The organism is Marinobacter sp. ST-43, assembly GCF_030541085.1.
Taxonomy (GTDB): Bacteria; Pseudomonadota; Gammaproteobacteria; order Pseudomonadales; family Oleiphilaceae; genus Marinobacter; species Marinobacter nauticus.
In genome coordinates this window covers 34,133-61,094 of sequence record NZ_JASSVO010000018.1, presented here as the reverse complement: position 1 = coordinate 61,094, position 26,962 = coordinate 34,133, and the positions used below count along the sequence as shown (strand labels likewise).

The 26,962-nt window shown below is 57.3% G+C and carries 23 protein-coding genes, 1 tRNA gene and 1 pseudogene; 12 read left to right on the top strand and 13 right to left on the bottom strand.

Features of this window, described 5'->3' with window-relative positions:
• Positions 1-307: 307 nt before the first annotated feature.
• The 3 genes from QPL98_RS16410 (at position 308) to QPL98_RS16400 (ending at position 1,894) form a co-directional block, all read left to right on the top strand.
• Positions 308-997 carry an aspartate/glutamate racemase family protein gene (locus QPL98_RS16410; protein WP_303293632.1) on the top strand — a complete coding sequence of 230 codons (690 nt, stop codon included), beginning with the start codon at positions 308-310 and terminating at the stop codon, positions 995-997.
• Positions 998-1,069: 72 nt separating this feature from the next.
• The gene (locus QPL98_RS16405; RefSeq protein ID WP_023008167.1) at positions 1,070-1,402 is read left to right on the top strand and encodes an SMR family transporter; all 333 of its coding nucleotides are present in this window, start codon (positions 1,070-1,072) and stop codon (positions 1,400-1,402) included.
• A gap of 6 nt (positions 1,403-1,408) precedes the next feature.
• Positions 1,409-1,894 carry a GNAT family N-acetyltransferase gene (locus QPL98_RS16400; protein WP_014421789.1) on the top strand — a complete coding sequence of 162 codons (486 nt, stop codon included), beginning with the start codon at positions 1,409-1,411 and terminating at the stop codon, positions 1,892-1,894.
• A gap of 7 nt (positions 1,895-1,901) precedes the next feature.
• Here the strand turns inward: QPL98_RS16400 and QPL98_RS16395 are convergent, their stop codons facing one another.
• The gene (locus tag QPL98_RS16395; RefSeq protein ID WP_303293630.1) at positions 1,902-3,947 is read right to left on the bottom strand and encodes a dehydrogenase; all 2,046 of its coding nucleotides are present in this window, start codon (positions 3,945-3,947) and stop codon (positions 1,902-1,904) included.
• 152 nt (positions 3,948-4,099) lie between these two features.
• Between QPL98_RS16395 and QPL98_RS16390 the strand changes: the two are divergent.
• Positions 4,100-5,062 (top strand): annotated as a pseudogene (locus tag QPL98_RS16390) (class I fructose-bisphosphate aldolase).
• Positions 5,063-5,065: 3 nt separating this feature from the next.
• Here QPL98_RS16390 and QPL98_RS16385 read toward each other — a convergent pair.
• The 7 genes from QPL98_RS16385 to QPL98_RS16355 form a co-directional block, all read right to left on the bottom strand.
• Positions 5,066-6,043 (bottom strand): tRNA-dihydrouridine synthase, encoded by a 978-nt coding sequence (locus tag QPL98_RS16385; protein WP_199451801.1) that lies wholly within the window; start codon positions 6,041-6,043, stop codon positions 5,066-5,068.
• A gap of 135 nt (positions 6,044-6,178) precedes the next feature.
• Positions 6,179-8,350, bottom strand: a complete 2,172-nt coding sequence (katG, locus tag QPL98_RS16380) for a catalase/peroxidase HPI (RefSeq protein WP_199451800.1) — start codon at positions 8,348-8,350, stop codon at positions 6,179-6,181.
• A gap of 350 nt (positions 8,351-8,700) precedes the next feature.
• Positions 8,701-8,919, bottom strand: coding sequence for a DUF2835 domain-containing protein (locus QPL98_RS16375; protein ID WP_011784565.1), 219 nt, complete (start codon positions 8,917-8,919; stop codon positions 8,701-8,703).
• 13 nt (positions 8,920-8,932) lie between these two features.
• Positions 8,933-10,825 (bottom strand): molecular chaperone HtpG, encoded by a 1,893-nt coding sequence (htpG, locus tag QPL98_RS16370; RefSeq protein ID WP_303293629.1) that lies wholly within the window; start codon positions 10,823-10,825, stop codon positions 8,933-8,935.
• A gap of 101 nt (positions 10,826-10,926) precedes the next feature.
• Entirely contained in the window at positions 10,927-11,361 is a 435-nt protein-coding gene (locus QPL98_RS16365; RefSeq protein ID WP_011784563.1) for a PaaI family thioesterase, read from the bottom strand.
• On the bottom strand, positions 11,358-11,828 hold the full coding sequence (locus QPL98_RS16360) for a PaaI family thioesterase (RefSeq protein WP_153741076.1): 471 nt from the start codon (positions 11,826-11,828) through the stop codon (positions 11,358-11,360). Before QPL98_RS16360 ends, QPL98_RS16365 begins: the two co-directional genes overlap by 4 nt.
• An 18-nt stretch (positions 11,829-11,846) precedes the next feature.
• A complete protein-coding gene (locus QPL98_RS16355; RefSeq protein WP_153741075.1) occupies positions 11,847-12,587 on the bottom strand; it encodes a DUF599 domain-containing protein in 741 nt (246 codons plus the stop codon).
• Between the two features lie 168 nt (positions 12,588-12,755).
• On the opposite strand from QPL98_RS16355, the gene QPL98_RS16350 reads away from it, so the two are divergent.
• From QPL98_RS16350 to QPL98_RS16335, 4 genes are all read left to right on the top strand, one after another.
• A complete protein-coding gene (locus tag QPL98_RS16350; RefSeq protein ID WP_303293628.1) occupies positions 12,756-14,030 on the top strand; it encodes a M48 family metalloprotease in 1,275 nt (424 codons plus the stop codon).
• A 159-nt stretch (positions 14,031-14,189) separates the two neighbouring features.
• Entirely contained in the window at positions 14,190-14,735 is a 546-nt protein-coding gene (locus QPL98_RS16345; protein ID WP_303293627.1) for a hypothetical protein, read from the top strand.
• Complete coding sequence (locus QPL98_RS16340; RefSeq protein ID WP_303293626.1) at positions 14,735-15,922, top strand: iron-containing alcohol dehydrogenase; 1,188 nt, start codon at positions 14,735-14,737, stop codon at positions 15,920-15,922. Before QPL98_RS16345 ends, QPL98_RS16340 begins: the two co-directional genes overlap by 1 nt.
• Positions 15,923-16,096: 174 nt before the next feature.
• Positions 16,097-16,867 (top strand): ABC transporter substrate-binding protein, encoded by a 771-nt coding sequence (locus QPL98_RS16335; protein WP_121206322.1) that lies wholly within the window; start codon positions 16,097-16,099, stop codon positions 16,865-16,867.
• Between the two features lie 7 nt (positions 16,868-16,874).
• Here the strand turns inward: QPL98_RS16335 and QPL98_RS16330 are convergent, their stop codons facing one another.
• Both QPL98_RS16330 and QPL98_RS16325 read right to left on the bottom strand, forming a co-directional pair.
• Complete coding sequence (locus QPL98_RS16330) at positions 16,875-19,361, bottom strand: ABC transporter permease (protein WP_303293625.1); 2,487 nt, start codon at positions 19,359-19,361, stop codon at positions 16,875-16,877.
• Positions 19,361-20,080 (bottom strand): ABC transporter ATP-binding protein, encoded by a 720-nt coding sequence (locus QPL98_RS16325; protein ID WP_228224743.1) that lies wholly within the window; start codon positions 20,078-20,080, stop codon positions 19,361-19,363. The genes QPL98_RS16330 and QPL98_RS16325 overlap by 1 nt, the downstream gene beginning before the upstream one ends.
• Before the next feature lie 61 nt (positions 20,081-20,141).
• Between QPL98_RS16325 and QPL98_RS16320 the strand changes: the two genes are divergently transcribed.
• Complete coding sequence (locus tag QPL98_RS16320; protein ID WP_278350867.1) at positions 20,142-20,783, top strand: arylesterase; 642 nt, start codon at positions 20,142-20,144, stop codon at positions 20,781-20,783.
• A 4-nt stretch (positions 20,784-20,787) separates the two neighbouring features.
• Here the strand turns inward: QPL98_RS16320 and QPL98_RS16315 are convergent, their stop codons facing one another.
• Positions 20,788-21,753 carry a YheT family hydrolase gene (locus QPL98_RS16315; RefSeq protein WP_368389062.1) on the bottom strand — a complete coding sequence of 322 codons (966 nt, stop codon included), beginning with the start codon at positions 21,751-21,753 and terminating at the stop codon, positions 20,788-20,790.
• A gap of 73 nt (positions 21,754-21,826) precedes the next feature.
• Between QPL98_RS16315 and QPL98_RS16310 the strand changes: the two genes are divergently transcribed.
• Positions 21,827-21,902, top strand: a tRNA-Asn gene (locus QPL98_RS16310).
• Positions 21,903-21,953: 51 nt separating this feature from the next.
• On the opposite strand, the gene QPL98_RS16305 is transcribed toward QPL98_RS16310, so the two are convergent.
• Positions 21,954-23,243, bottom strand: a complete 1,290-nt coding sequence (locus QPL98_RS16305; protein ID WP_278350865.1) for a M18 family aminopeptidase — start codon at positions 23,241-23,243, stop codon at positions 21,954-21,956.
• A 114-nt stretch (positions 23,244-23,357) separates the two neighbouring features.
• On the opposite strand from QPL98_RS16305, the gene QPL98_RS16300 reads away from it, so the two are divergent.
• Entirely contained in the window at positions 23,358-23,840 is a 483-nt protein-coding gene (locus QPL98_RS16300; RefSeq protein WP_014421807.1) for a hypothetical protein, read from the top strand.
• Positions 23,841-23,947: 107 nt separating this feature from the next.
• Positions 23,948-24,550 carry an outer membrane beta-barrel protein gene (locus QPL98_RS16295; protein WP_303293623.1) on the top strand — a complete coding sequence of 201 codons (603 nt, stop codon included), beginning with the start codon at positions 23,948-23,950 and terminating at the stop codon, positions 24,548-24,550.
• Here QPL98_RS16295 and rlmKL read toward each other — a convergent pair.
• Entirely contained in the window at positions 24,538-26,715 is a 2,178-nt protein-coding gene (gene rlmKL / locus QPL98_RS16290) for a bifunctional 23S rRNA (guanine(2069)-N(7))-methyltransferase RlmK/23S rRNA (guanine(2445)-N(2))-methyltransferase RlmL (protein ID WP_286714959.1), read from the bottom strand. The genes QPL98_RS16295 and rlmKL overlap by 13 nt on opposite strands.
• Positions 26,716-26,962 lie beyond the last annotated feature (247 nt).

Here is a 26,962-nt window from a genome sequence, read left to right as displayed (position 1 = left end):
ACTTATTCAAAACGGCCGCTTTACGTTCTTCGGAATAACGTGGCATGAATGCTCCCATGCCGCCCCGACTAGTGAAATTCAGGCTAAATCGCCAACTGGACAACTAGGCTGACAGAGGGGGGTTCGGTCAAGCAATTTACACCTCAGGTAACCTCAAATTTGATTCCCGTGCCGGAGCCTCTATACAGAGTCATGCTGAAGACAATACCATCAGGGTTTCCCCAAAGCTCAGGGAACTCGACGGAAGCCGCGCGGATTCCAGGCAGTCTTACCTGGTTCAATTTGTTCAAAGGAAGAAGCCACTACTATGAAAACCATAGGTCTCATCGGTGGAATGAGCTGGGAATCCACCCAAACCTACTATCAGTTGATCAACCAGAGAGTGCGAGACGAGCTGGGCAGGCTGCACTCAGCGCGACTGGTTCTCTACAGTTTGGATTTTGCCGAGATCGAAGCCCTGCAACATCAGGGGGACTGGGCGGCGACCGGGGAAATTCTTGGTGCGGTCGGAAAGGCGTTGGCCGCGGCAGGGGCCGATTTCATTGTGTTGTGCACGAACACCATGCACAAAGTGGCAGATAGTATTGAGAAGGCTTCTGGCCTGCCCATGCTTCACATCGCCGATGCGACAGCTGATGCGCTTCATCGCGATGAGATCGATTGTGTCGGCCTTCTCGGCACAAAATTCACCATGGAACAGGCGTTCTACAAGGAGCGTCTGGAGAACCGTGGCATCCGGGTTTTAGTGCCGGGTGACGCGCAGAGGGAATTCGTGCATACCGTCATTTATGACGAGCTATGCCGTGGTATTATCCGCCAACCTTCAAAACTGGGCTATCTGCAGGTGCTGGACTCACTGGCCGCACGAGGAGCGCAAGGCGTAATACTGGGTTGTACCGAAATCGGCTTATTGGTGCAGCAGGCTGATACTGCCATTTCGCTTTACGACACCACCCGCATCCACGCGGAGCAAGCCGTGGCGCACGCCTTAGCGTGACCAGCACAGCCGTTTCAGCCACCACAGTTTATTTAGCTCCTCATTCACTTGGTGATGGTTTTAACACGTTCTATGAAAAGCTGGCTGCTTCTTGGTCTGGCCATTGTGGCCGAAGTGATTGCTACCTCGGCACTGAAATCCAGCGACGGATTCACCCGGTTGATGCCGAGCGTTGTGGTCGTGATCGGTTACAGTGTGGCCTTCTATTTTCTGGCGCTGGCCATCAAGGTGATTCCAGTGGGGATTGCCTATGCCGTCTGGGCCGGGCTGGGCATTGTATTAATTTCGCTCATTGGTTGGTTACTGCTCGGTCAAAAGCTGGATTTTCCTGCGGTTGTCGGTATGCTGCTGATTGTAGCTGGCGTATTGGTTATCAACCTGCTTTCCAACACAGGTGCACACTGAACCGACATGAGTACCGTAACTTCGATCACCATTCGTAAATACCGGATTCAGGATCTGAGCCCGGTGGTTCGCCTGTTCACCGATTCCGTGCACGAGCTCACGGCCGGTGCCTACGACGAAACCCAGCGCTATGCATGGGCTTCACGCACACCCCATCTGGATACCTGGCGCGAGCGCCTGGAGTCTCTGGAGACCCTGGTGGCAGAAGAAGGCTCAGATCTCGCCGGTTTCATTTCCTATGAAAAAGATGGCCATATCGATCTGGTATTCACCGCTCCCAACTACGCCCGTCGCGGCATTGCTTCTGCCCTTTATCACGAGGCAGAACAGCAGCTCAAAGAGCTGGGCGTAACAGAACTCAAGACCGAGGCCAGCGTGGTCGCCCGGCCCTTCTTCGAGCGCCACGGTTTTGAGGTGGTGGATGAACAGCGAGTCACGGTGCGTGGCGCCCAGTTCCTGCGTTATCTGATGCGCAAGAAGCTCGACGCCTGACCTGGACTCAAGCGGGCTCTTCGGCCAGAGTCCGCACCCGCTCAAAGTCTTCCTCAGTAAACACACCATTCACCCCGGATATGGCGGCCAGCTCCATGCCGTGCTTGAGCCCGAGCTTGTAGATCTCCCGCACCTTCTCCCATTCAATGTTACGGCCGAGCGTGAAATTCTCGAACCGGGCCTCCAGTGCCAGCACAATCGTCTCCGCCAGACAGGCGTAGGCGATACCCCGGGGCAAGCCGATGTCCTTCATGCGCACGTCTCCCGGTAGCTCGATTTCCCCGGATTCGATCACCAGCACATCCGGCCGCTTGGCCACATCCTCCGCCGGGATATCCAGCGGCCGGGCCACGTCGGTAATCACACAGCCTGGCTTTACCTGCATGATATCCAGGATGCGTTTACCGGCCCCGGACGTAGCGGTAACCACCATATCCATTTCTGAAAGATCCCGATCCATGGTGGCAGAGACGTGAACGATGGCCCCCGGTGTTTCCAGTTCGATGCTTTCCTTCAGTGCCAGTAACTTCGCCGCCTCCGGAGCAACCATGTGGATTTCATCCACGGCTTTGGCCAGCAGGCGCGCGCACACGGAACCGATGGCGCCTGTGGCCCCGACTACCATCGCCTTACCCGCCATTTTGCCGCTCTTACCAATACTCACGCGGCCGACTTTTTTGGCGGCATCGTGGGCGGCCCAGAGCGCGCCGGAGGCACTGTAGCTGTTACCCGTGGTGATCGGTAAAGGTGCGCGTTTGGCCACAGTAATGCCGGCGTCCCCCACCACTTTGGTGAAGGCACCCAGCCCCATAATCTGGGCCCCAAGTTTCTTGGCCAGTTTTGCCGCCGCCAACAACCGGCTGTAGGTAAACTCCGGGCCGTGGGCCATGATTTCCTTGGGCGTGCCGCCTACGGTGATGAGCCATCCCTCGGCTTCATCTCCGGTGGGGGATTTGATGCCGCTCACCTTGGAATAAATGAAAGGCGGTGTGTAAGCCACAGCCTTCTCCACCAGGTTCATCACGGTGGGTGGAGAGACATTGGCAATCCAGTCCAGTGGTGGGGTTTTGGTCAGGTACTGCTGAGACAACGGATGAATCACGAAGGCGAAGCGGTTTACCCGCCGATAACCGTTGGGGTAAAGAATCCGCGGCTCAATTCCCAGGGTCTGAATAACATCCAGGAAGTCGTCTGCGCCCAGCTGCTCCGGCGTGCGGGACATCGCCGCGCTGATCATCGCCTCCATCACATTCACGCCCACGGGTCGACCTTCCAACCAGGGGCTGTAGTCCACCACCATGGCCACCTTGCGGGAGCGAAACCAGTCCAGGGCGGATTCGGTGACCCGGGAGGTGATCACGGTTTTACCGTCCAGCTCTTTCTCCGAGAAGGCCTCCAGATCGCCCATGGCTCCCACAATCACATGGGAGTCCTTTACCGACTCATGCAACGAGCCACGAATGAGCTTCTCGCCCATGCGGTAAATCGGTGTTTTGTGAAGCGCTTCAATGAGCTTGACCGCTGCCGGGCGGAAGGTCACCGGGGCTGTTAACGAGGTATAGGTTTCCAGCTGGCGCAGGGAGGTAAGCAATCTCGGTACGCCGAAATCCAGATAGGGATCGGCAAAAAACAGGTTGTCGGTGTGTTCAGACAACGCCTTGGCAATTCGGTAGCCGGCCTGGCCGTTCAGAAACAGTACCCGGGCGTTGTCAAAAAAGTGCCCCAGCTCAGTCTGCGTATGGCGTACCGCCCATTCCTGTAAGATACCCCGGAGGCCGGCACCGGTCGTCACCGGTTTGTCCGGAATACAGGCCTCAAGGCGAGCCGTATCGGGATGTTCCAGCTGTTCACGGCCCACCTGGTAGTGATCATGAATCATGCTCAGGCCAATGGCATCGGCCTCCCCGCAAACGGAATCCAGCACCGCCTCAGCACGCTCCAGGTTGCCATCCGTGCCTACCCGAATAATCCGGAAAGGCTGTTCCAGGAATGTGGTTTCCAGTTCGTAATCGTATTCCGATGATCCCTGGCTGACACTAACGACCGTTTTCATGGCGCGGGCATCCTTGTTGTTTTGTTATGCAATCAGTTTAGAAGATGGAGCGCTCAGCTGCTTTAGCTCAGATCAAATAGCAGGCACAAAATAACCGGCTAAACTCATGCTGTGTCGAATCCTCAAACCCCAGTCCGATTCAGGGAGGCTCCATGACCATTCAGGAAGAACTCAACGCCACCATTGCCGATCTGGTGCAACCGGGCAAAGGTATTCTGGCCGCAGACGAAAGCTCACCGACCATTGCCAAACGCTTCAAAGCCGTAGGCGTTGAATCCACGGAAGCCACGCGGCGCGAATACCGAAGCATTATTTCTCCACGCCCGGACTTGGCGACCACATCAGTGGCGTGATTCTTTACGAAGAGACCCTGGAACAACTGAGCCTGGAAGACGTTGCTATTCCCAAGCTCCTTGCCAGCCAGGGCATGGTGCCGGGTATCAAGGTCGATCAGGGCAAGGGGCCTCTGGTGAATGCTCCTGGTGACGAGATTACCTACGGGCTGGATGGCCTGGCTGCCCGGCTTGAGCACTACAAGGCCATGGGTGCCCGCTTCGCCAAGTGGCGGGATGTGTTCCATATCTCGGATACCCTGCCCTCGATCCAATGCCGAGGTGCTGGCCCGCTATGCCGCCGTGTGCCAGTCGATGGGTATTGTGCCGATTGTTGAGCCGGAGGTACTGATTGACGGAAATCACACCATTGAGCGGGCTGCAGAAGTTAGCGAAGACGTATTGCTGGAAGTGTTCAAGGCCCTGCATCGGCACCGGGTGAACCTGGAATGCATGGTGCTGAAGCCCAGCATGGTGATACCGGGCAAGGAATCCGGCAAAGCCACACCTGAACAGGTTGCCGAAGCGACGCTCAGCGTTTTCCGGCGAGTGGTGCCGCCGGCTGTGCCGGGGATTTTCTTCCTTTCCGGAGGCCAAACGCCGGAAGAATCCACCGAAAACCTCAATGCTTTGAACAGCATGGGCTACCATCCCTGGGAGCTGAGTTTCTCCTATGGCCGGGCTCTGCAGGAACCTGCCCAGAAAGCCTGGGCCGGAAAGCTGGAGAATGCAGGGGCAGCACAGGCGGCCATGAAAAAACGGGCCAGGCTCAATGGAAGCTGATAATTAGGCTGCGTTGGTGTGGCGCTGCGGCAGATCTAACGTCTGATCCAGACAGGCCAGCATCGGCGCTACTCCCCGGATTTTACGGGCCTGGGGCCAAAGCGCCTCGGCTTCGGCAAAGCCCTGGCGCAGGTAATTGAGCCATTGCTTGATCCGGCCGGTCACATATTTGTCTTCCAGGCGGGTTTGCAGGGCGGCCGCGTATTCCCGCACCAGCACGACAGCCTCTGCCCAGCTCATGGGGTCCCGTGTTTCACCGCTCTGGGAGGCCTTGATCTGGGCCGCCAGGTCTGGCCTGGCGATCAGGCCACGGCCGATCATTACATCGTCGCAGCCGGAGACTTTCCGGCAGCGCCAGTAGTCTTCCACGGTCCAGATTTCGCCATTGGCAATCACATGGCTGTTCACGGCTTCGCGTACCCTGGCGATTTCTTCCCAGTAGGCGGGCGGCTTGTAGCCATCTACTTTGCTGCGGGCGTGAATCACGATTTCCGAGGCCCCGGCGGCTTCCAACGCCTGGCCACAGGCCACACCCATGGAACGGTCGTCATAGCCCAGGCGCATCTTGGCGGTTACCGGAATATCCGCAGGCACGGCTTTGCGAACGGCCGCAGTGATTTCATACATCAGCTCCGGTTCGCGCATTAGCACGCAACCACCTTTGTGTTTGTTCACGGTCTTGGCCGGGCAGCCGAAATTGATGTCCACCTGCCCTGCTCCAAGCTCGGCAGCCTTGGCACCGTGACGGCCCATCATGTCGGCGTTGGAGCCCAGCAGTTGAACGGCCACGGGTGTACCTACTTCTGTGAGCGCACCGTTGTGCAGCTCCGGAGCGTACTTGTAGAAAATCCGGGGCGGCAACATGCCGTGGGTCACGCGAATAAATTCCGTCACGCACCGGTCAATCCCACCGACCTTGGTCAGGGTTTCACGAATGGGTGCGTCGACCAGCCCTTCCATCGGGGCAAGGATGATTCGCATGAAGGCTCCAGAAACTGAGAGAAGTGAATCAGAGTGCGGCTGATCAAAAATCAGGCGGAGCGGATTGTAAGGAATTCGGGGGGAAATAGGTAGCCGGGCATCCCGAAACAGGATGCCCGGCTTATCACTACAGATTTACTTCTTCACGTCGAAGCGGTCATTGTTCATGACCTTGGCCCAGGCGGCAACGAAGTCGTTCACGAACTTCTCCTGGTTGTCGTCCTGAGCGTACACCTCGGCGTAGGAACGCAGGATGGAGTTGGAGCCAAACACCAAGTCTACACGGCTAGCCGTCCACTTGGTGCTACCACTTTTGCGATCCACGATGTCGTAGACATTGTTGCCCTTCGGCACCCAACGGTACGACATGTCGGTCAGGTTCACGAAGAAGTCGTTGGTGAGCTGGCCCTCGCGATCGGTGAAAACACCGTGCTTGGTGCCACCGTGGTTGGTACCAAGTACTCGCATACCACCGACCAGTACAGTCATTTCCGGTGCGGTCAGGCCCATCAGCTGCGCCCGATCCAGCAGCATTTCTTCCGGTTTGACCACGTACTCCTTTTTCTGCCAGTTTCGGAAGCCATCCGCCAACGGCTCCAGCGGCTCAAAAGATTCCGCATCCGTCATCTCATCGGTGGCATCGCCACGACCTTTCAGGAAAGGCACGTGTACCGGATAACCTGCCGCTCTGGCAGCCTTTTCAATACCCAGATTACCGCCAAGCACAATGACATCGGCAATGCTGGCACCGGTATCAGCGGAGATCTTTTCGTAAACCTTCAGCACCTTGGCCAGACGCTGGGGTTCGTTGCCTTCCCAGTCCTTCTGGGGGGCCAGGCGAATACGGGCACCATTGGCACCGCCGCGCATGTCGGAGCCGCGGAAGGTACGGGCGCTGTCCCAGGCCGTTGTGATCAGCTCGTTAAGGGTCAGTCCGGCTTCGTCGATCTTCTCTTTGACCACTTCCTCGATATAGTTGGTCTCGCCCTGGGGAATCGGATCCTGCCAGATCAGATCTTCGGCCGGCACATCCGGGCCGATGTAGCGGGATTTCGGCCCCATATCCCGGTGGGTCAGCTTGAACCAGGCGCGGGCGAAGCAGTCCTTGAAGTACTCCGGGTCCTTCATGAACTTTTCACAGATCGGCCGGAAAGTCGGGTGCATCTTCATGGCCATATCCGCATCGGTCATGATCGGATTGTGGCGTTTGGAAGGATCCGTGGCGTCTACCGGCTTGTGCTCTTCCTTGATATCAATCGGTTCCCACTGGTTGGCACCGGCTGGGCTCTTTTTCAGCTCCCACTCGTAGCCAAACAGCAACTCGAAGTAACCCATGTCAAACTGGGTCGGGTTAGTAGTCCAGGCACCTTCAATACCGGAAGTGATGGCGTTAGCCGCTTTTCCACACATATTCGGGTTGTGCCAGCCCAGGCCCTGCTCGTGCACATCGGCACCTTCAGGCTCGGGGCCAAGGGCGCCGGCATCACCATTACCGTGGGTCTTGCCAACGGTATGCCCACCGGCTGTCAGTGCAGCAGTTTCTTCCGCATTCATCGCCATACGGGCGAAGGTTTCCAGCACCTGGTCACCGGACTTGATCGGATCGGATACGCCGTTAACGCCCTCAGGGTTTACGTAAATCAGACCCATCTGTACCGCTGCCAGCGGATTTTCCATGGTGTCTGGCTTCTCTACGTTCTCATAACGTTCGTCGGAAGGTGCCAGCCACTCCTTCTCAGCACCCCAGTAGATATCTTTCTCCGGATGCCAGATGTCTGCCCGGCCGTACGAGAAACCGAAAGTCTTGAAGCCCATGGATTCATAGGCAATGTTGCCGGCCAGGATAAACAGATCGGCCCAGCTCACCTTGTTGCCATACTTCTTCTTCAAGGGCCAAAGAAGTCTGCGGGCCTTGTCGAGGTTGCCGTTATCAGGCCAGGAATTCAGAGGAGCGAAGCGCTGGTTACCGGTACCACCGCCGCCACGCCCATCGGCCAGTCGGTATGTGCCTGCTGCGTGCCAGGCAAGCCGGATCATCAAACCACCGTAATGCCCCCAGTCAGCCGGCCACCAGTCCTGGCTGTTAGTCATCAAGTCGTGCATGTCCTTTTCGAGGGCTTCGTAGTCGAGTTTCCTGACCTCTTCGCGATAATCGAAGTCTTCCCCCATGGGGTTGGTCTTTTGGTCGTGCTGGTGCAGGATGTCCAGGTTCAGGGCCTCAGGCCACCAGTTGGTATTGTCCTGGGCGTGGGCGGTACTACCGCCGTGCATAACCGGGCACTTACCACCAGAATTCGTCTCACTCATCGTACTCTCCTGCTTCTGCGTCATTGGCAAAAAGGCGATTCTTATTCAAGAGCAACTATCAATATAGATCATTCACAGTTGGCTGCTTGAATGTTTCCTACCGCCAGAATAGTGAAGGACTATCGACTCTCCCGCTTCACTGGCAAATCTGTAACTCACTGGGCAATCGCATAATTCCCGCAGTAATCCGCCAGAATTCCCAGAGAGTCACTCCATGCTACCGATGTGAGATAGGACAACGCTGACATAGGGCAACTCCTGTGTTAACGAGAACACCGTTACCTTACCGCCGACGCCTTCAAGAGGAACAATTAATTAAAAATAAATTTACGAGAGCTTTTATTTATCGATTAAAGGCGCTCGATAGAGGTGAACTTTCCGGCATCGTCAAACAGGATGCGGAAGCTGCCACGTACGCCGTCGTTGAGGAAAAAACGGGAGAGGATACGGGCCGGGAAGCGGACAGAACGTCCGTCCCGGGCCGTGGTGTGAACATCGGTGGCCACGCCCTGATAGAGCTTGATCCACTCATCAGGGCTGATGCTGATGTCCACAATGATCTGCTGCATTGGCGCGCCTGGCTCAGTTGGCCAGTTCAAGCAGCAGTCGGTTCAGGCGGCTTACGTAGGCGCCCGGGTCTTTCAACTGCTCACCACTGGCCAATGTGGCCTGATCGAACAGAACGGCAGACAGCTCCTTGAAGCGCTCTTCGCCCTGTTCGGTTTCCAACCGCTGTACCAGCGGGTGATCCACATTGATCTCAAAGATCGGCTTGCTCTCCGGTACCTTCTGGCCCGCGGCTTCCATGATCTTCTTCATCTGGGCGCCCATATCGAACTGCCCCACCACCAGGCACGCCGGTGAATCGGTCAGACGGTTGGTTACCCGTACTTCCTGCACCTGATCTTCCAGAGCGGTCTTGATGCGCTCCAGCAGATCCTTGTGCTCTTTGGCGGCTTCTTCCTGGTGCTTCTTGTCTTCCTCGGTTTCCACTTCACCCAGGTCGAGATCACCACGGGCAACGTCCTGGAACTGCTTGCCATCGTATTCACTCAGATAGCCCATCATCCATTCGTCGATGCGGTCAGAGAGGATGAGTACCTCGATCCCCTTCTTGCGGAATACTTCCAGGTGCGGGCTGCTCTTGGCGGCGGCAAAGTTGTCGCCGGTGATGTAGTAGATCTTGTTCTGGCCTTCCTTCATCCGGCTGATGTAATCATCCAGAGACACGTTCTGGGTGGCTTCGCCGGTATGGGTGGTGGCAAAGCGCAACAGTCCCGCAATTTTTTCGCGGTTGCTGAAGTCTTCAGCCGGACCTTCTTTCAGAACGGTACCAAACTCGTCCCAGAAGCCCTGGTATTCGTCGCCGCCTTTCTTGGCCAGCTTGGACAGCATATCCAGTACCCGCTTGGTCAGCGCTGTACGGATGCTTTCTACAGTACTGTCATTCTGCAGAATCTCCCGTGACACGTTCAGGGACAGATCGTTGGAATCGATCACACCCTTGGTGAAGCGCAGGTACAGCGGCAAGAACTGCTCGGCGTCGTCCATGATGAACACACGCTGCACGTACAGCTTCAGGCCACGGGGCGCTTCCCGGTTGTACAAATCGAACGGCGCACGCTTGGGGATATACAGCAGGCTGGTGTAGTCCAGCTTGCCTTCTACCTTGTTGTGGGACCAGGTCAGCGGGTCTTCGAAGTCGTGGGCGATGTGTTTGTAGAACTCCTTGTACTCTTCGTCTTTGATCTCGGTACGGGGCAAGGTCCACAGGGCGGTGGCATCGTTTACCGTCTCTTCTTCGCCCTTCTTGTCCTCTTCTTCCGATTCGGACTTCATTACCACCGGGAACGAGATGTGGTCAGAGTACTTCTTCACCAGGCTGCGCAGCTTCCAGCCATCGGCAAACTCTTTATCCTCGGGTTTCAGGTGCAGCACGATTTCGGCACCACGCTGCTCGCGGGTCACCGGCTCGATGGTGAACTCGCCATCGCCCTTGGATTCCCAGTGCACGCCGTTGTCGGCAGGCTCGCCCGCCTTGCGGGTGAACACTTCCACTTTGTCCGCCACGATGAACGCGGAGTAGAAACCAACACCGAACTGACCGATCAGCTTGCTGTCTTTTTTCTCGTCGCCAGACAGCTGCTTGAGGAACTCGGCGGTGCCGGACTTGGCGATGGTGCCCAGGTTGGCAATCACATCGTCGCGGTTCATGCCGATGCCGTTGTCGGCGATGGTGATGGTTCCGGCATCTTTGTCGTAGTCCAGGCGGATTCTGAGGTCGGAATCGCTTTCGTAGAGTTTGTCGTCTTTCAGGGCGGCGAAGCGGAGTTTGTCTTCGGCGTCTGAGGCGTTTGAGATGAGCTCACGAAGGAAGATCTCTTTGTTCGAGTACAGAGAGTGGATCATCAGGTGAAGCAGTTGCTTCACTTCGGTCTGGAATCCCAGGGTCTCTTTGTTGGCTTCTACCGTCATGGCTGGTTTGGTCTCCTGCTGTGTCACAAATAAAGAAACAGTTTTATGAGCAAGAGAGTGGGGGTTGGCCGGAGTATTTCAACCCCGGCGAGCACCCAAAATCAGTCTTCGAGCAGGAAGTGAGCGCGGGCGGTAGCGATGGGCTGGGAGCGAGACTTCTGCCAGGCGGAGATCATCACATTGGCCACGCGGTTACCCTGGCGGGTAAGCCGGCACTCGGCGTAGGTTTCCCGGTTCAGGCCGGCCCGAAGATAGTCGAGGGAGAAATCGACAATTCGGGGCATGCGGAAGGTGTCCTGGGACATAATCAGATAAATAGCCGCAGACATTTCCATAAAACCACCAATCACACCGCCATGAATGGCAGGCAGGATCGGATTGCCCAGGTTCTCTTCCTTTGCGGGCAGGCGGAAGATCAGGTCATCACCAAATCGGTCGCACTGCAGGCCAATCCAGCTGGCGTACGGGATACTCTCCATCATGCGCGAGAAGTCGCCGGTTTCCTGGGTGTAGCGCAGAATTTCCGGGTCGGTCATTCCTCACCTCCGGTGATCAGGTCGCGATAGGATTTCGGCGTGGCTTCTTTGCCAATGCGCATGAAGGTACCCACACAGTTGGCGATGGTTTCACCCCCCTCCTGATAGGCCTCGCAGCGCGTAAAGATGATGTTACGGGTGATCTTGTAGGTCTCTGCCCTCGCGTACACCGGCTTCCGGGGCTCCGCCGGGCGCATGTAATCCACTCTGAGATCCAGGGTCGGACACAGCTCAAATTCGTCCAGACCACAGATCATTACCGAACCGGAGGCAGTATCCATCAGGGTGGTGATGGCGCCACCGTGGATAACGCCGGTGTCCGGGTTGCCAATAATCTTGTCGCTGTAAGGTAATTCCATGACCAGGTAACCTTCACCCGCATCCGTTGCGTTCAAACCCAGTTCCCTTGCCTGGTTGAGTGTGCTGATAAACCGGTTAACGCGGTTTATTCGGGTTTCATCATTCATTCAGGACTGTCCTGCAGATCAGCTCTTGGATTTCACGTCCGCGTCGGCACGGGCGGGTATGGCCTCTTCGAAGACCTTGCCGTCCCGCAGGGCGGATAATGCGTCTGAGTGGAATTCCCGGCGGTAGAGTACGTACACCACCAGGGTTGAGGCGGCCATAAAGGCCACCGGATGAATGAACCAGGCCACCACCGCCAGCGCATAGTAGTAAGAACGCAGCCCCAGGTTGAAGGCGTCGCCGGCCAGGTTACAGATGTTTCCCGCGCTGCGGGCAAAGGCTTCCCTCGCTGCCGGGCTGGTTTTGCTGTCATCTGGCAGGGGCGCACTGCCAATCATGACGGCCACGAAGTTGTACATTCTCATGGACCAGGTGAACTTGAAAAACGCGTAAATGAAGACCACCAGCAACACCACCAATCGCAATTCCCAGATTTCCCGGCTGGGTACGGCGGAAAATGGCATGGTGGCGAAAATCTCCATGGCCTCGCGGGTATACCCCAGGGCGGTGATAATACCGGCGAGAATCAACAGACAGCTGGAGGCAAAAAACGCACCATTGCGTTCCAGGTTGCCGACAACCGAGGCGTCTGAAATGCGGTTTTCACGCTTGAGCATGACCCGCATCCAGTCTTCCCGGTATAAATCCAGGGTGTTCGACAGACACGAGCGAGAGTTGGCGCGATTGCGCGAATACCAGGTGTACCCTCCCCAGCAGACAAAAAACCAGATCAGTGCCAAAAATTCCAGATAGTAGCTCATTGGGTGGTTAAAAAAGCCTGGATTGGGGAGATAAATAGGGCGAAAACTTCCGTTATGATACGCCAAGGGGAGCGCGCCGACCACTGTCTGTCGGGCGGTGCCGACGTCGGAAACCGGTCTGTGCTATAAACTTACCCCAACGTTAAGGAGACATAAGTGAGACCCGGAATGTTGACCAGATATATCGCGATAGCGGCAATCGCCCTCACACTGACAGGGCTGGGTGGGTGTTCTGTGAACCCGGTAACCGGAGAGAAGCAGCTGTCTCTGATTTCAGAGAACCAGGAGCTGGCACTGGGGGCGGAACAGTACACCCCCACACAACAGACCCAGGGCGGCCGCTTCTACATCGACCCGGAACTTTCCATTTATGTGCGTGATGTGGGCCAGAAGCTGGCGCGCGTGAGTGACCGACCAGACCTTCCCTATGAATTTGTCGTGCTCAACAACAGCGTGCCCAATGCCTGGGCCCTGCCCGGCGGCAAGATAGCCATCAACCGGGGCCTGCTGGTAGAGCTGGAGGATGAGGCACAGCTGGCATCCGTACTGGGCCATGAGATTGTCCATGCCGCGGCTCGCCACAGCGTACAGCGCATGCAACAGAGCATGCTGATCAGTGCCGGAGTGGCCGGGCTGGGGTTCGCTCTTTCCGATAATGAGTGGGCCGGGCTGATCATGGGCGGTGCGGCTCTGGGCGCACAGCTGGCACTGGCCCAATACAGCCAGGGGGATGAACTGGAATCCGATGCCTACGGTATCCGATATATGAAAGAAGCCGGCTATGATCCGCAAGCCGCCGTGGAGCTGCAACAGCTGTTTCTGAAGTTATCGGAAGGGCGCCAGAGCGGATGGCTGGATGGCCTGTTCGCTACACACCCGCCCTCTGCAAAACGGGTTCAGGAAAACCAGGAACTGGTTCAGAACATCGGTTCCGGCGGTTATCGCGGCCGGGATGTTTACCAGCGTCGTATCGCCAAGCTCAAGGAACTTCAGCCGGCCTACGATGCCCATGATGAAGCGATGAAGCTGGCGTCGGAAGGCAAGTTCGAAGCCGCACTCGATCAGGTCAACAAGGCCATCAAGCTGGAGCCCCGGGAGGCCATGTTCTTTGCCCTGCGCGGCCGGATCTATCGCGGCATGGAGCAGCCGGAGAAGGCCAAGGCCGACTTCGACAAGGCCGTGTCGCTTTATCCGGAGATGTTCCAGTATCAGCTGTACAGCGGTTTGAACGAACTGGAGCTGAACAACCTTGGCAAGGCAAAAAACCATCTGGAGAAAGCCAATCAGGTGGTACCCACTTCCATTGCCTATCTCCGACTGGGTGATATCGCGCGGCAACAGGGCCAACGCAGTGAGGCGGTAGCCTATTATTCCACCGCCGCCGAAGCCGGTGGTGATGTGGGGGCTGAAGCCCAACGCAAGCTGGCCGAGCTCAGCAACTAAGCCTTTGCTGTGTCGAAAAAAGCCGGGCGCCAACACGCCCGGTTTTTTTATGGCTGTCACATTTGCTGACCTGACACAAAAACCGCGTCAACGATTGCATTGACTTCTAGAGCAATAACTCTAAAAATCAGGATAACCAACAACAATCGGATGGCGACCATGATGGTAAAACGACTTCAGCCGATGATGTCCCACGCACGGCGCAGCTATGTAGAGCTGATGTTCCAGGTGATGGGGCGGGCGCTGCAGGCAATCAGCGAGGTGGATGAAACCACCCGCAACGAAACCCGCGAACTGCCAGAGGGCTTCCTGTTCGAGATGCAGGTGATGCCCAACGGGCCGAAGCTCATCGTAGAACATACCGGCAACGGCAAGCTGCTTTTCCACGGGGATGAGGCTCCGCGTCCCGTTGACCTCTCGATACAGTTCAAGCACATCGCCCATGCCTTCCTGGTGCTTTCGTTTCAGGAGAAGACCTCCGTTGCCTTTGCCAACGATCGCATGCTGGTGGATGGCGATGTGAGTTACGCGGTGCGGATGACCCGGGTTCTCAACCGACTGGAATCCTTCATCCTGCCCAAGCTGATTGCCGAGCGGGCAGTCAAGGAATATCCGGCAACCATCAAACTGCCTGAAAAACTCATCAGTGCCGCCCGCATTTATCTGAAAGTCGCCACCCAATTTGTCGAGACAGTGAGAGCATAATGACCAACAAATACTACGAGTTCTTCTGCCCGGTAAAAGTGATTGCCGGTAAAGCCGCGCTGGAGCACATTCCCTATGAACTGACAGGGCTGGCAGCCAAGCGGCCCATGATTGTGACCGATAAAGGGGTGCGCGCGGCGGGCCTTCTCGACCCGGTGATTGCCGCTTGCGAAGAAAGCGGGCTGGAAATTGTCTCCATCTACGACGATGTGCCGCCGGATTCCTCCACCTCGGTGGTGAAAGACATTGCCGGCGTTTACCGTAAGGAAAAGTGCGACTCGATCATTGCAGTGGGCGGAGGCTCCGCCATTGATACCGGCAAGGCGGTGAATATTCTGGTGTCTGAAGGCGGCGACAATATTGCCAAATACAGTGGTGCCGGTGTTCTCAAGCATCCCCTCAAGCCGTTCTTTGTTGTACCTACCACCGCGGGTACTGGTTCCGAAGTGACCTCGGTGGCGGTCATCACCGATGAGAAAAAAGGCGTAAAACTGCCGTTTACCTCATCATTCCTGCTGCCGAACGCGGCCATCATCGACCCGCGTATGACCCTGACCCTGCCGCCCCACATTACGGCAGCCACCGCCATGGACGCCCTCACCCATGCTACCGAAGCGTTCACCTGCATGGCCAAGAACCCCTTGAGCGACGCCTATGCTACGGCGGCCATCAAGAAGGTGAGCCAGTCCCTGCTTGCGGTCATGGATAACCCGAAAGACAGTGATGGCCGGCTGGAACTGGCCCAGGCTTCCACCATGGCGGGCATTGCCTTCTCCAACTCCATGGTGGGTCTGGTGCATTCTCTCGGCCACGCTACCGGAGCCATCTGCCACCTGCCCCACGGCTTGTGCATGAGCCTGTATCTCCCGTACGTACTGGAGTTCAACCTTGAGAGCATTCGCGAGCCTTTAGGCGAGCTGCTTCTGCACCTGGAAGGCCCGGAGGTCTATTCCGCCACACCCGCGAGCCGACGCGCAGAGGTCAGCATTTCCGCCATTCGTAAACTGCGGGATGCCCTCTACAAGCGCTGCGAACTGCCCCGTACGTTGAAAGAAACCGGCAAAGTACTGGAAAATCAGCTGGAAAGCATTGCCAAGCTGGCCCTGGACGACGGCTCGATCATGTTCAACCCCCGGGAAGTGAGCCACGAAGATGCCATGGCGGTGCTTCGTCGCGCCTGGGCCTGATACCTCAGAGGCATATCTCGCCCCGGCCCTCTCTGGCCGGGGTTAGCCTAAAGTCAGATTCACAATAATTGAAATAAAATAGTAAGAAGGTAATATTTAGCGGGCATTCTGGCAGGGAGTTGGCCGGGTATCGATCTAACCAGCGTATGGGCCTGTCCTATCCAGAGTTCCGCCATGAAGAAACTCCTTTTCAAGCTCTCCTTTACCGCGATCCTGTTGAGCCTGCTAACCACTTTCAGTGGCAATGCCGCTGCCGAAGTGGACAATCAGGAGCGGGTGTTCCGCTTCAACATCTCTCCTAACGGCTACCCACCTTATCTGATCGTTGATGGCAGCAAGCCCTCCGGTATTATGTGGGACGTGGTAAACCTGATTGTCCCCCGCCTGGGCTACGAGGTGGAACCGGTAAAAATCCCCAGAAAACGGGTAGACCCTATGCTTGCCGACGGCTACATTGACGGCACGCCAAGGGCCATAGAGTGGACGGAAGAGCCGGAGAAGTTCCTGTTTACCGACCCGGTCGTTCACGTGGAGGAAGTATTCTTCTTCCCGAAGAGCTCTGAGCTTGAATACAAACACCCCGCAGACCTCTACGGCAAGACGATTGTCACCCCACTGGGATACTACTATCCCTTTCTCGAGCCCTATTTCAAAGATCATCGCATTAAGCGATTTGACGTCTCCAGAGATCGGGAGATTTTCACCTTTGTACTGCATGGCGAGCAGTTTCACGCAGCGCTTGCGGATCGGTTGGTCGGGCAATGGATTCTCAGGAACGAAGGACTGACCGAGCACTTTCGCTCTTCTGTGGAAGGAATCAGCCAGTTCGGCTTCCGGATCATGCTGCGTAAAGACTGGAAAGCGTTTGCCGAGGCCTTCAACCAGGAGCTGGCAAATATCCAGGAGAATGGCGAACTCGACGCCATTCTCTCAAACTATCGCTAAAACCCGATCACTCGAGGCGACGAAGCAGTAGCATCGGCGATACGCTAAGCACTGGTCGTAATTGCCAGCGGCCAAACAACGCCAACAGAATGGCTGCAATCAGCGGTACTGGCAGCATCACCTGCCAGTGCCAGCGGAAAGTGCCCTCGAACATTCCGGCCTGGAGCGCATATACCGCCCCTTCCGCCGCAATCACACCAAGCGTGCCGGCAAAGAACCCCAACAGTGCGAATTCCAGCATGGTACTGCGTGCCAGCAATGACTGCTGGCCGCCCAGGGTTCGCAGCAACGCCCCCTCCCTCTGACGATCCCGCAGGGTGGCACTGACAACTGCTGCCATCACCACCAGGGCGGCCGCGAGAATCAGCGCCAGGATTGCCTCAATGGCCTGAGTTACCTGCTGCACAATCTGCTGGATGCGATCAATGATATGGTCTATCTCCAGCACCGAGACCGTCGGGAACTGGCGCGAGAAGTCGTTCAGAGCCAGTTTATTGTCCGGGTTCAGATAGAACGCGGTAATCCAGGTGGCGGGCATGCCAGTCAGACCGCCATCGGGCGGAAAGGCCATGTAGAAATTGGGTTTCATGCTGTCCCACTGCACAGTACGAATACTCGTTACTGGCTCGGTCACCTTGCTGGAGCCGATGGTGAAGGTCAGCCGATCACCCAGCTGCAAACCGAGTTTCTCCGCCAGCTCAGCTTCTACCGAAACCCCCTCGGTTTCGCCCGGCCCGAACCACTGGCCATCCACAATCCGGTTGTCTTCCGGCAGCTCCGGCATCCAGGTCAGATTCAGCTCCCGGTTCAGCGCACCAACCCGCTCATCCTTGCTGACCGCTTCTTTCACCGGCTCGCCATTCAGTTCGGTCAGGCGACCGCGAACCATCGGATAAAGCGTCTCCAGGGGCGCGCCGCGAGTGGCCCAGAATTCCTCAACATCATCCACCGCATCCGGGGCAATGTTGATCAGGAAATGGTTTGGCGCGTCGTCCGGCAGCTGGGCCTGCCAGTCGTCCAGCAGGGAGGAACGCACCAACACCAGCGTAGCAGCCAGCATAAGCGTCATGGCAAAAACCGCCATCTGCGCCATGCTGGCACGTCGGTGCCGATATAAGCCCACCAGGGCCAGGCGCCAGGAGTTGCCGCCACCCTTCACTCTGCGCAAGAGGGCGACCATGCCCCACCCCAGCAGACCGAGCACACCCAGCAGCAGTACCAGCCCGCCCAAAAGTGCGGCCACCAGCATCAGCTCGCCGGCGTACATCCATACCAACCCAAACACGGCGACCACCGCCAGCAGGATATCCGGAATGGCTTCCCGGCCGGTTTCGCCGGGCTGGGAGCGTAATACCCGCATGGCGGGAACATTACGCAGGCGGCGAATGGGCGGATAGGCAAATGCGAATAGAGAAACCAGTGCCGTTAACAGGGAGGGCGTTAACGCGGAAGGATCCAGGTAGAAATCAACGGGCCGTTCCAGCAGGTCGCTCAGCAAACGCACCAACAGCCAGAACAATGGTAACGCCACTGCCAGACCACCCAACACGCCAACAACACCCCACAGAGTGAGGCGGCGCAGGTAGAGCTCACCAATGCCCCGGCTGGATAATCCAAGGGTTTTCAGCAATGCCACCGTGTCCCTCTGAGACAGAGCGTATTGCCGGCTGGCCACCGCCACGGCTACCGCCGCCAGCAACACCGCAAGACTGCCACCCAGCAGCAGGAAGCGTTCGGCCCGCTCCAGGGAGCGCGAGAAGGTTTCACCGTCTCTGACCCCTTCCCACTCGTGACTGGGCTCCAGCTGTGGTTCCAGCCACTGGTAATAGTCTTCAAGCACACCTTCGGCGCCGGCAAACAGGTAGACATATTCCACGCGGCTACCTTCCTGGACCACACCGGTGCCGGCAACATCGTCCACATGCATCATCACCCGTGGCGCCAGTGATGACAGCCGGAAGCCGCCGTCCGGCTCGCGGATTAATAAGCGGGTGATTTCCAGTTTAAGATTGCCGACTTCCAGAGTATCGCCGATGTCCAGTTCGAGCAGACGCAGCAACCGTGGATTCACCCACACCTGGCCGGGGCCGGGGCCCTGACTGACAATCTGTCTCGGCTCTGCAGCACCGGACTGGATCTCGATTTCGCCGCGCAACGGATATTCGTCGCTCACGGCTTTGACCGAGACCAGCTGAAACCCGCTTTCGCCGAAGACCATGGTGGAGAACTCCACCATGCGCCCGGTTTCGAGGCCTCGGGACTGGGCATTCTCCAACCATTCCGGTGGGATCGGACGGCCGTTCTCGGCTTCCAGTTGCCGGTCTGCCGCCAGAAAGGAGCTGGCAGACGATACCAGGGTACGCTGCAACTGGCTGGCGAACAGCGCAATCGTGGCTACGGTGGCAACAGCAATAATCAGCGCAACCAGCACCACACGAACATCGCGCTCTCGCCAGTCTCGGCTCACGGACATAAGTTTGTTGGAGGCTCTCATCAGTGTGCCGGCTCCCCGACCAGATCCGGCTCAGTCAGCACTCCCGCCTCGATGTGCAGCTGCCGGCCGCAACGTTCTGCAAGGTGTTCATCATGGGTAACCATTACCAGTGTGGTGCCCTGCTCCCGGTTCAGGTCCATCAGAAGGTCAGATACCGCCTGTCCGGTTCGGTTGTCCAGATTGCCCGTGGGCTCATCCGCAAACAGAATGGCGGGGTCGGAGGCAAAGGCCCGCGCAATCGCGACGCGCTGCTGCTCGCCACCGGACAACTGACGAGGGGTATGGTTCAGCCGTTCCCCCAAACCTACACGATCAAGCAATTCTCTGGCCCGCTGCTCCGGTGCCTCCGTGCCACCCAGTTCCAGCGGTAGCATGACATTTTCAAGCGCGGTTAACGCTGGCAGCAACTGGAACGACTGGAACACAAATCCGACCCGACGGGCCCGCAGTTTGGCACGCTCATCTTCACTCAGCTTGCTGATGACCGCACCATCCAGTTCAACGGTGCCTTCCGTGGGTGTATCCAGGCCCGCAAGCAAGCCAAGCAAAGTCGTTTTACCGGAACCGGAGCGACCAACGATGGCTACGGACTCTCCCCGATTGATTTCCAGACTGACCCCCTGCAAGATCGTGAGCGTATCGGTTTCCAGGCTGACCCGGTGGGTCAGATCAGTCACCCGCAACATAGGGTTGCTATCGGTATTACTGAGATCCGTCATCTGGTTCACGGTGACTCCATTGTCTGTATCGTTGAATCTGTAAAGGGTATATGAATTTACTATGCATACGATATCGCTGTACGTCAGATCAATCGTACTATCGGCTCTGTTCTTGCTCACCTTGCCCGCGCTGGCCAGCCAGAACACAGTGCTGGTGGTGGGTGACAGCCTGAGCGCCGCCCACGGCGTACCCTCGGAAACCGCGTGGGTGGAGCTGCTGAGGGACCGTATCAACAGCCGGGAACTGAACTGGACCGTGGTGAATGCCAGTATCGGCGGCGAAACCACCGACGGTGGCCTGCGGCGCCTGCCAGGTCTGCTGGAAACCCACGATCCCACGATTGTAATCATTGAGCTCGGCGGCAATGACGGCCTGCGGGGGTTCCCACCCAATGTGATTGAATCCAATCTGGCCAATATGATCGAGCAGGTACGCGGCATCGGCGCCACACCTTTGCTGGTGGGTATGCAGATCCCGCCAAACTACGGCCAGCGCTACACCACCATGTTCGCCGATATCTTTCCGACTCTTTCAGACCGATACAATACGCCCCTGGTTCCTTTCTTTCTGGACGGCATTTACGATCAGGACGGCTTGATGCAAGGTGACGGCATTCATCCGACGGAAGAGGCACAACCCCGGCTGCTGGATAACATCTGGCCAAAGTTGGAACCGCTGCTGAACAAACAGGCCAGCAGCTGACTACTCAGATTACCTGCCGGACAAACCCTAAAGCTCGGCGTTCAGACCAGTAGTAACCGTCCCGGGCATGTTGGACAAACCCCACATGCCCACCCCACTTCGGGATTTCCATCTGGACGTGATGTCCCAATACCTGACGACTGTCCGGAAAACAGCGGGCCGAAAGGAACGGGTCATCTGCTGCATTCACTACCAGAGCTGGCACCCGGATATCACTCAACCGGAACAGAGCAGAACACCGGGCCCAATAGTCGGCCGCGTCCTGGAATCCATGCAGTGGTGCCGTATAGCGATTATCGAATTCATGAAAACTCCGGATATTTTCAAAACCGCTAACGTCTATCAGATCAGGGAACTTTTCAGCTTTTTCCCGCATCTTGACCTGCAGATCGGTTAAAAACCGTTGCATGTAAATACGCCGGCTGGGTCGCGCCAGCACGTCCGCGCTGCCCGCCAGGTCCAGAGGCACCGAGTAGGCCACCGCACCACTGATACGGCTGTCCACACGCTCCCCCTGCTCGCCCAGGTACAGCAGCGTGAGATTCCCTCCCATACTGAAACCTGACAGGAAGAGGTTCTGATACCGCCGCCCCAGCGCGTGACTGACGACGGCATGCAGATCCGAAGTGGCGCCACTGTGATAGAAGCGCGGCTGTTGATTCATCACCCCGCCGCAGGACCGAAAGTTCCATGCCAGCACATCCCAGCCGTCGGCCATCAATGCTCTGGCCAGACCCAGCACGTAGGGCCGGCGGCTGTGGCCTTCCAGCCCATGGGATATCACCGCCAGCCGGTCACTGCCCTGGCGATACCAGTCCAGATGCAGTTCGTCGTCATCGTCGGTGGCCAGTATGTCGGTTTCCGGTTCCGGCAGGGTCACTTTCCGGAACAGGGTCGGCCATACCGACTGGACGTGGCCATTACGCAACCACACCGGCGGACGATAGGCTTCAAGCTTAGCTTTGTGCAAATTTTGACCTTTCATTTCAGGGGGTTGACGAACCTGATTAAAGTACTTAATATGCGCGCCACATTGATGCTGTTCCCCGATAGCTCAGTTGGTAGAGCAACGGACTGTTAATCCGTTTGTCGCTGGTTCGAGCCCAGCTCGGGGAGCCACTTATTCCGAAAGGCCGCTGATCAGATATCAGCGGCCTTTTCTTTTGGGCCTCAGAAAACCTCGGCCCGCTGCATGAACTCCCGCAACACCTGGAACAGCGTATAACCATCCCGTGTACCGATCATTTCACGAATCGAGTGCATGGCAAACTGGGGTACGCCGATATCCAGCGTGGTCACTCCAAGATTTCCCGCGGTCAACGGCCCGATCGTGCTGCCACACCCCATGTCACTACGCACCACAAATGTCTGGTGCGGCAACCCCAGTTCATCGCTGATGTGGCGATACAGGGCAGCGGAACGACTGTTGGTGGCGTAACGCTGATTGTGGTTTACCTTGATGACCGGCCCCTGATTCAACAATGGCCCATGATTCTCATCATGTCGGTCTGCGTAGTTTGGATGGATACCGTGGGCGTTATCCGCGGAAATCATCATGGAACGAGCAATGGCACGGCTTTTCCCGGCGCCACACCAGCGGTCCAGCACCGCCGTGAGAAACGGCCCCTGGGCACCTTCGGCGGACATACTGCCCACTTCCTCATGGTCATTACAGACCAGTAGTGCCGGCTCGTCACCAGAGGTTTCCAGCAGGGCCTGCAGGCCGATATAACAACTGAGCAGATTATCGAGCCGTGCGGAGGCCAGGAACTCTTCATGCAGCCCCACCAGAGCTGCACCCTGTGCATCGTAAAAACTCAGCTCATAGCCCAGAATCTTGCTGGTCTGCAGCCCGGATTCTTTGGCAATCTGCTGTTTCAGCAACTCGGCAAAGGTGGTGGTATCGGTTTCCGGCACCTGCATAACCACCGGCGGAAGATCAGTCTGGGCATTAACGGTGCGACTGCTGTTCGCCTCCCGGTCCAGATGGATGGCCAGGCTCGGAATGATCGCCACCGGCTTGCGGAAATTCACCAGGGTGTCCCGTACTTTGCCGTTGTCGTCCAATACCGTCACACGGCCGGCCAAAGAAAGATCCCGGTCAAACCAGGGGTTCAGCAATACGCCCCCATACACTTCCACACCCAACTGGAAAAAGCCCTTGCGGCGAATCTCAGGGTTCGGTTTGGCCTTCAGGCAGGGGCTGTCGGTATGGGCTCCCACCATCCGGATGCCGGAACTGACCACATCCTTGGTGCCGGTACGAAAGGCAACAATAGACGAGCCATTACGGGTTACGTAGTAGCCCTGCCCTGGCTGCAACGACCATTCTTCGCGCTCGTCCAGCGGTTGAAATCCCGCTGCTTCAAGACGCGTTTTCATGGTATTGACCGCATGCCACGGAGTCGGCGAGGCATTCAAAAACTCAATCAAGTCTTTATTGAATTCAGTGTGTTCCATGATCTTCCTGATTGCATGATAATGGCGGCTACAGTATGGCATGAAGCCGCGCCGGCTCCTACCGGGTACGCTGCGCACCGCCATAAGCACTCACCGAAGATTCCGGAGTTCACTGTGTCACTACCCCGCTTTCTGGATATCGAATACTGCCAGACCGACGACGCCCTGTTTCCCACGGCCATCGCCTGGTCCCTTGCAGACGGCCAGATGAAAACCGTGGTAATTGCACCGGAGGATGCCTGGTTGCCCGAAGATGGCGACCTGGGCGATGTAGACCTGCTGTATCTGGAAGAACAGGGGGTACCCCTGCTGGAACTGGCCAGGGAGCTGCACGAGGATCTGCCGGACCAGACCGTATACGTGGATGGACTGGATCCGGACGAAATCCTGATAGACCTGATCTTCAGTGCCGTTCGCCAGGAGGCCCCGTTTGAAATCGCCCCCATTTCCGAGCTGATTACCGGCCTGGACAGCGAAGCACTGGAAGACCGCCGCCGGCAGTTGCTCTTTGATGAAGGGCTTGAACCGCAGCTGCCGGAAAACGGCGTATATTCCCTGCTGTTGCTGGCCCGTGAGGAAGGCTACCTGGAGGATTGAGGTCCGGCCCCTGATCACGGGGAACTGTGACATGAGTCCGCGTAACATTGCGTTACACAAGGCAGAATCGGGCGTCAGTACCGTTACTGACAGGAAGCCTGATAATAATGAACAAGGTCACACCCCGTTTCCTCACATCCAGCCTGATAGCGCTTGGCCTGTTTTCTTGCGCCGCCTTTGGCCAGGAGACCCCTCGCTCCGATAAACACTATGTCGGACTGTTGGCGACAGCCATTGAACACCGCTCCATCGGGCAATCCGACGAGGATTGCTGGGGCCAGGCAGCGACACTGGTGATTGGCGGCCACCTGAGCGACCTGATTCATGCAGAGGTGAGGCTGGGGGGCGGCTTGGCAGACGCCGAGATTTCCCGTGGCGACCTGAGCCTGGCCGTCGACTACTTCGGCAGCTGGTACATGGGCCTGCACTACCCCATCGGTGAGCTTGGCAATGTCTATGCCCAGGCTGGCTTTACCCATGTCAGCGGGGAGGCAACCCTCGACAACCGGGATGCCGACGCCAATGCCCAGTTTCGGGATATCGAGGGCGATTACCCGAGCAGCAGCTTCAGCTTCAGCTGGCTGGCCGGCCTGGACCTGGAACTGATGGATAACACCTACCTGGTTTTCGAGGGCGGCAAGCTGTTTGAAGACACGGACACCAGCGCCAATGCCTTCCAGTTCTCCTCAGGTATCCGTTACGAGTTCTGATGCCGGATATGCCAGCACCGATGGATTTTCGGGTTGCGCTGAAAATCCTTGTCCAGAGTGCTGGCACTCACCTCTTTCACTTCAAACTCTGACTCCAGCGCCTCATCCAGCCTGAACTTACGGAAGTTATTGGAGAAAATCAGCAGGCCATCACTGGACAGTCGTGCCATGCACTGCCGCACCAGATCGGCATGATCGCGCTGAATATCGAGAACGCCAGCCATCCGGGCTGAGTTTGAGAAGGTGGGCGGGTCCATGAAAATCAGATCAAAGGTCTGATTCGCGGTTTTTCGGTCTGCCAGCCAGGCCAGACAGTCTGCCTGTTCGACGACATGCTTGCGCGGATCTGCCGAGTTGAGAGCCAGGTTATCCTGAGCCCAGCTGACGTAGGTTTTGGACATGTCCAGGCTCAGGGTGCGGCTGGCTCCGCCAACCGCTGCGTGCACGGTCGCTGCGCCGGTATAACAGAACAGGTTCAGAAAACGCTTGCCCCTGGCATGTTGCTGGATCCAGTAACGTACCGGGCGATGATCCAGGAACAGGCCGGTATCCAGATAGTCTTTCAGGTTCACCTTCAGGGCGCAGCCGTGCTCGTGCACGTTAAAGTACTCGCCGGTCGCCGCCTGTTTTTCATATTGCCGGGTACCGGTCTGGCGCTGACGTTGCTTGCACACCAGATCCTCCGGCGCGACCTCAAGCACTTCCGGGATCACCGCCATGGCTTCGGCAAGGCGCTCTCTGGCTGCCTTTTCGTCGACGGATTTCGGGGCCAGGTATTCCTGAACATGCACCCGCCCCTCGTAGATATCGATCGCCAAGGCATATTCCGGCATATCGGCATCGTATAGGCGGTAACAGCCAATGTTCTGCTTCCTGGCCCACTGGCCAATCGTTTTCAGATTCTTCTTGAGACGGTTACGCAGCATGTCTGCCCGTTCGGCGTTGGCGATGCGAGGCATAATCTGCCCCGGCGCGGCCGGATCACGGGGCGTGCGGGCATTCTCCGGCTGTACATCGAACAGCAACAGCTGCGCCGGCAGCTTGCCATTGAACAACTTGTACTGCTTGAAGCTTCGCAAACCGAGGGATTTTCCGAACTCCGGCGCACCGGTGAACACCCCCAGGCGCCATCCGGTGAGCTCCCGGGCCACAACCTCTCCAAGGGCCTGGTACAGGGCCGCCAGTTCCTTGCGCTCACTCAACCGCTCACCGTAGGGCGGGTTGGTCAGCACCAGGCCAGTATCGCTCCAGTCATTCTTGCGAGTGAATTCGGAGATCGGCCTGGCTTCTACACGAACGATACCTTCCAGGCCAGCTCGCAGGATGTTCTTCTCCGCAGTCGCAATCACGCGACCATCCCGATCAAAACCATAAAAAGTGGGAATGCGCCCCTGCTTGCCCTCATGGGCCCGACGCTCCGCTTCCTGGCGCAGCGACAGCCAAAGCTCGGGCTGGTGTCCTGGCCACTTTTCGAACCCGAACCGCTCCTGCTTCCGCCCCGGCGCAATGTCCAGCGCCATCAACGCAGCTTCAACCACCAGCGTACCGGAACCGCACATCAGGTCCACAAAGTCACCACCGTTAGCGGCAATCTCTGGCCACCCTGCCCGCAGCAGCAAAGCCGCTGCAAGGTTTTCTTTCAAGGGCGCGATACCCTTTTCGGTTCGGTAGCCCCGCATATGAAGGCTGTGACCACTCAGATCAATCCCCAACGACAAGCGGCCCCGGTTCAACCGCGCCGATACCGTGACATCCGGGTCTTTCGGCGCAACCGAGGGCCTGGGTGCACCGGCACCCCGAATGCTGTCAACAATGCCATCTTTCACTTTCTGGGCGCCAAACTGAGTGTTCCGGATGGCTTCGTTCTGGCCAAGAAACGTTACCCGGAAGCTCCCCCCCGCGGGTATATGGGCCTGCCAGTCAAGATCCACGACACCGGCATAAAGTTCGTCGGCGCTCCGGGCATCCACATCCGCCACATTCAGAATCACCCTGTTCGCCAGACGGGACCACAGGCAGGCCCGATAGCCACTCTCCAGCTCGCCCTCAACCCAGACACCAGCGGGTGCATTCCGCACAAGGTTCAGGCCGAATTCTTTCAATTCATCGGCCAGGAGGTACTCGACGCCTTTGGGGCAGGTTACGAAAAAGACATGCTTGGACAAGATCAACTCCTGGTTTTCTGAATAGGGCCGGTAAGTTTCCGGAATGGCAGTAAAAGCCTTTTAGCGACTGTCATCGTTATTTCACAAAAATATAAAAGAAGCGCCATATAGATGAAATAAATAGTGTACACCGGCGCGAGGTTCGTCTTACCTTGTAGTTGACGCGTCGTTCCGGAGGCCGAATAAAAGTCTCCGTTAACAGGATCCTGACTGCTCTGACCGGAGCTGGCAATAGTGGGTTGTCCCG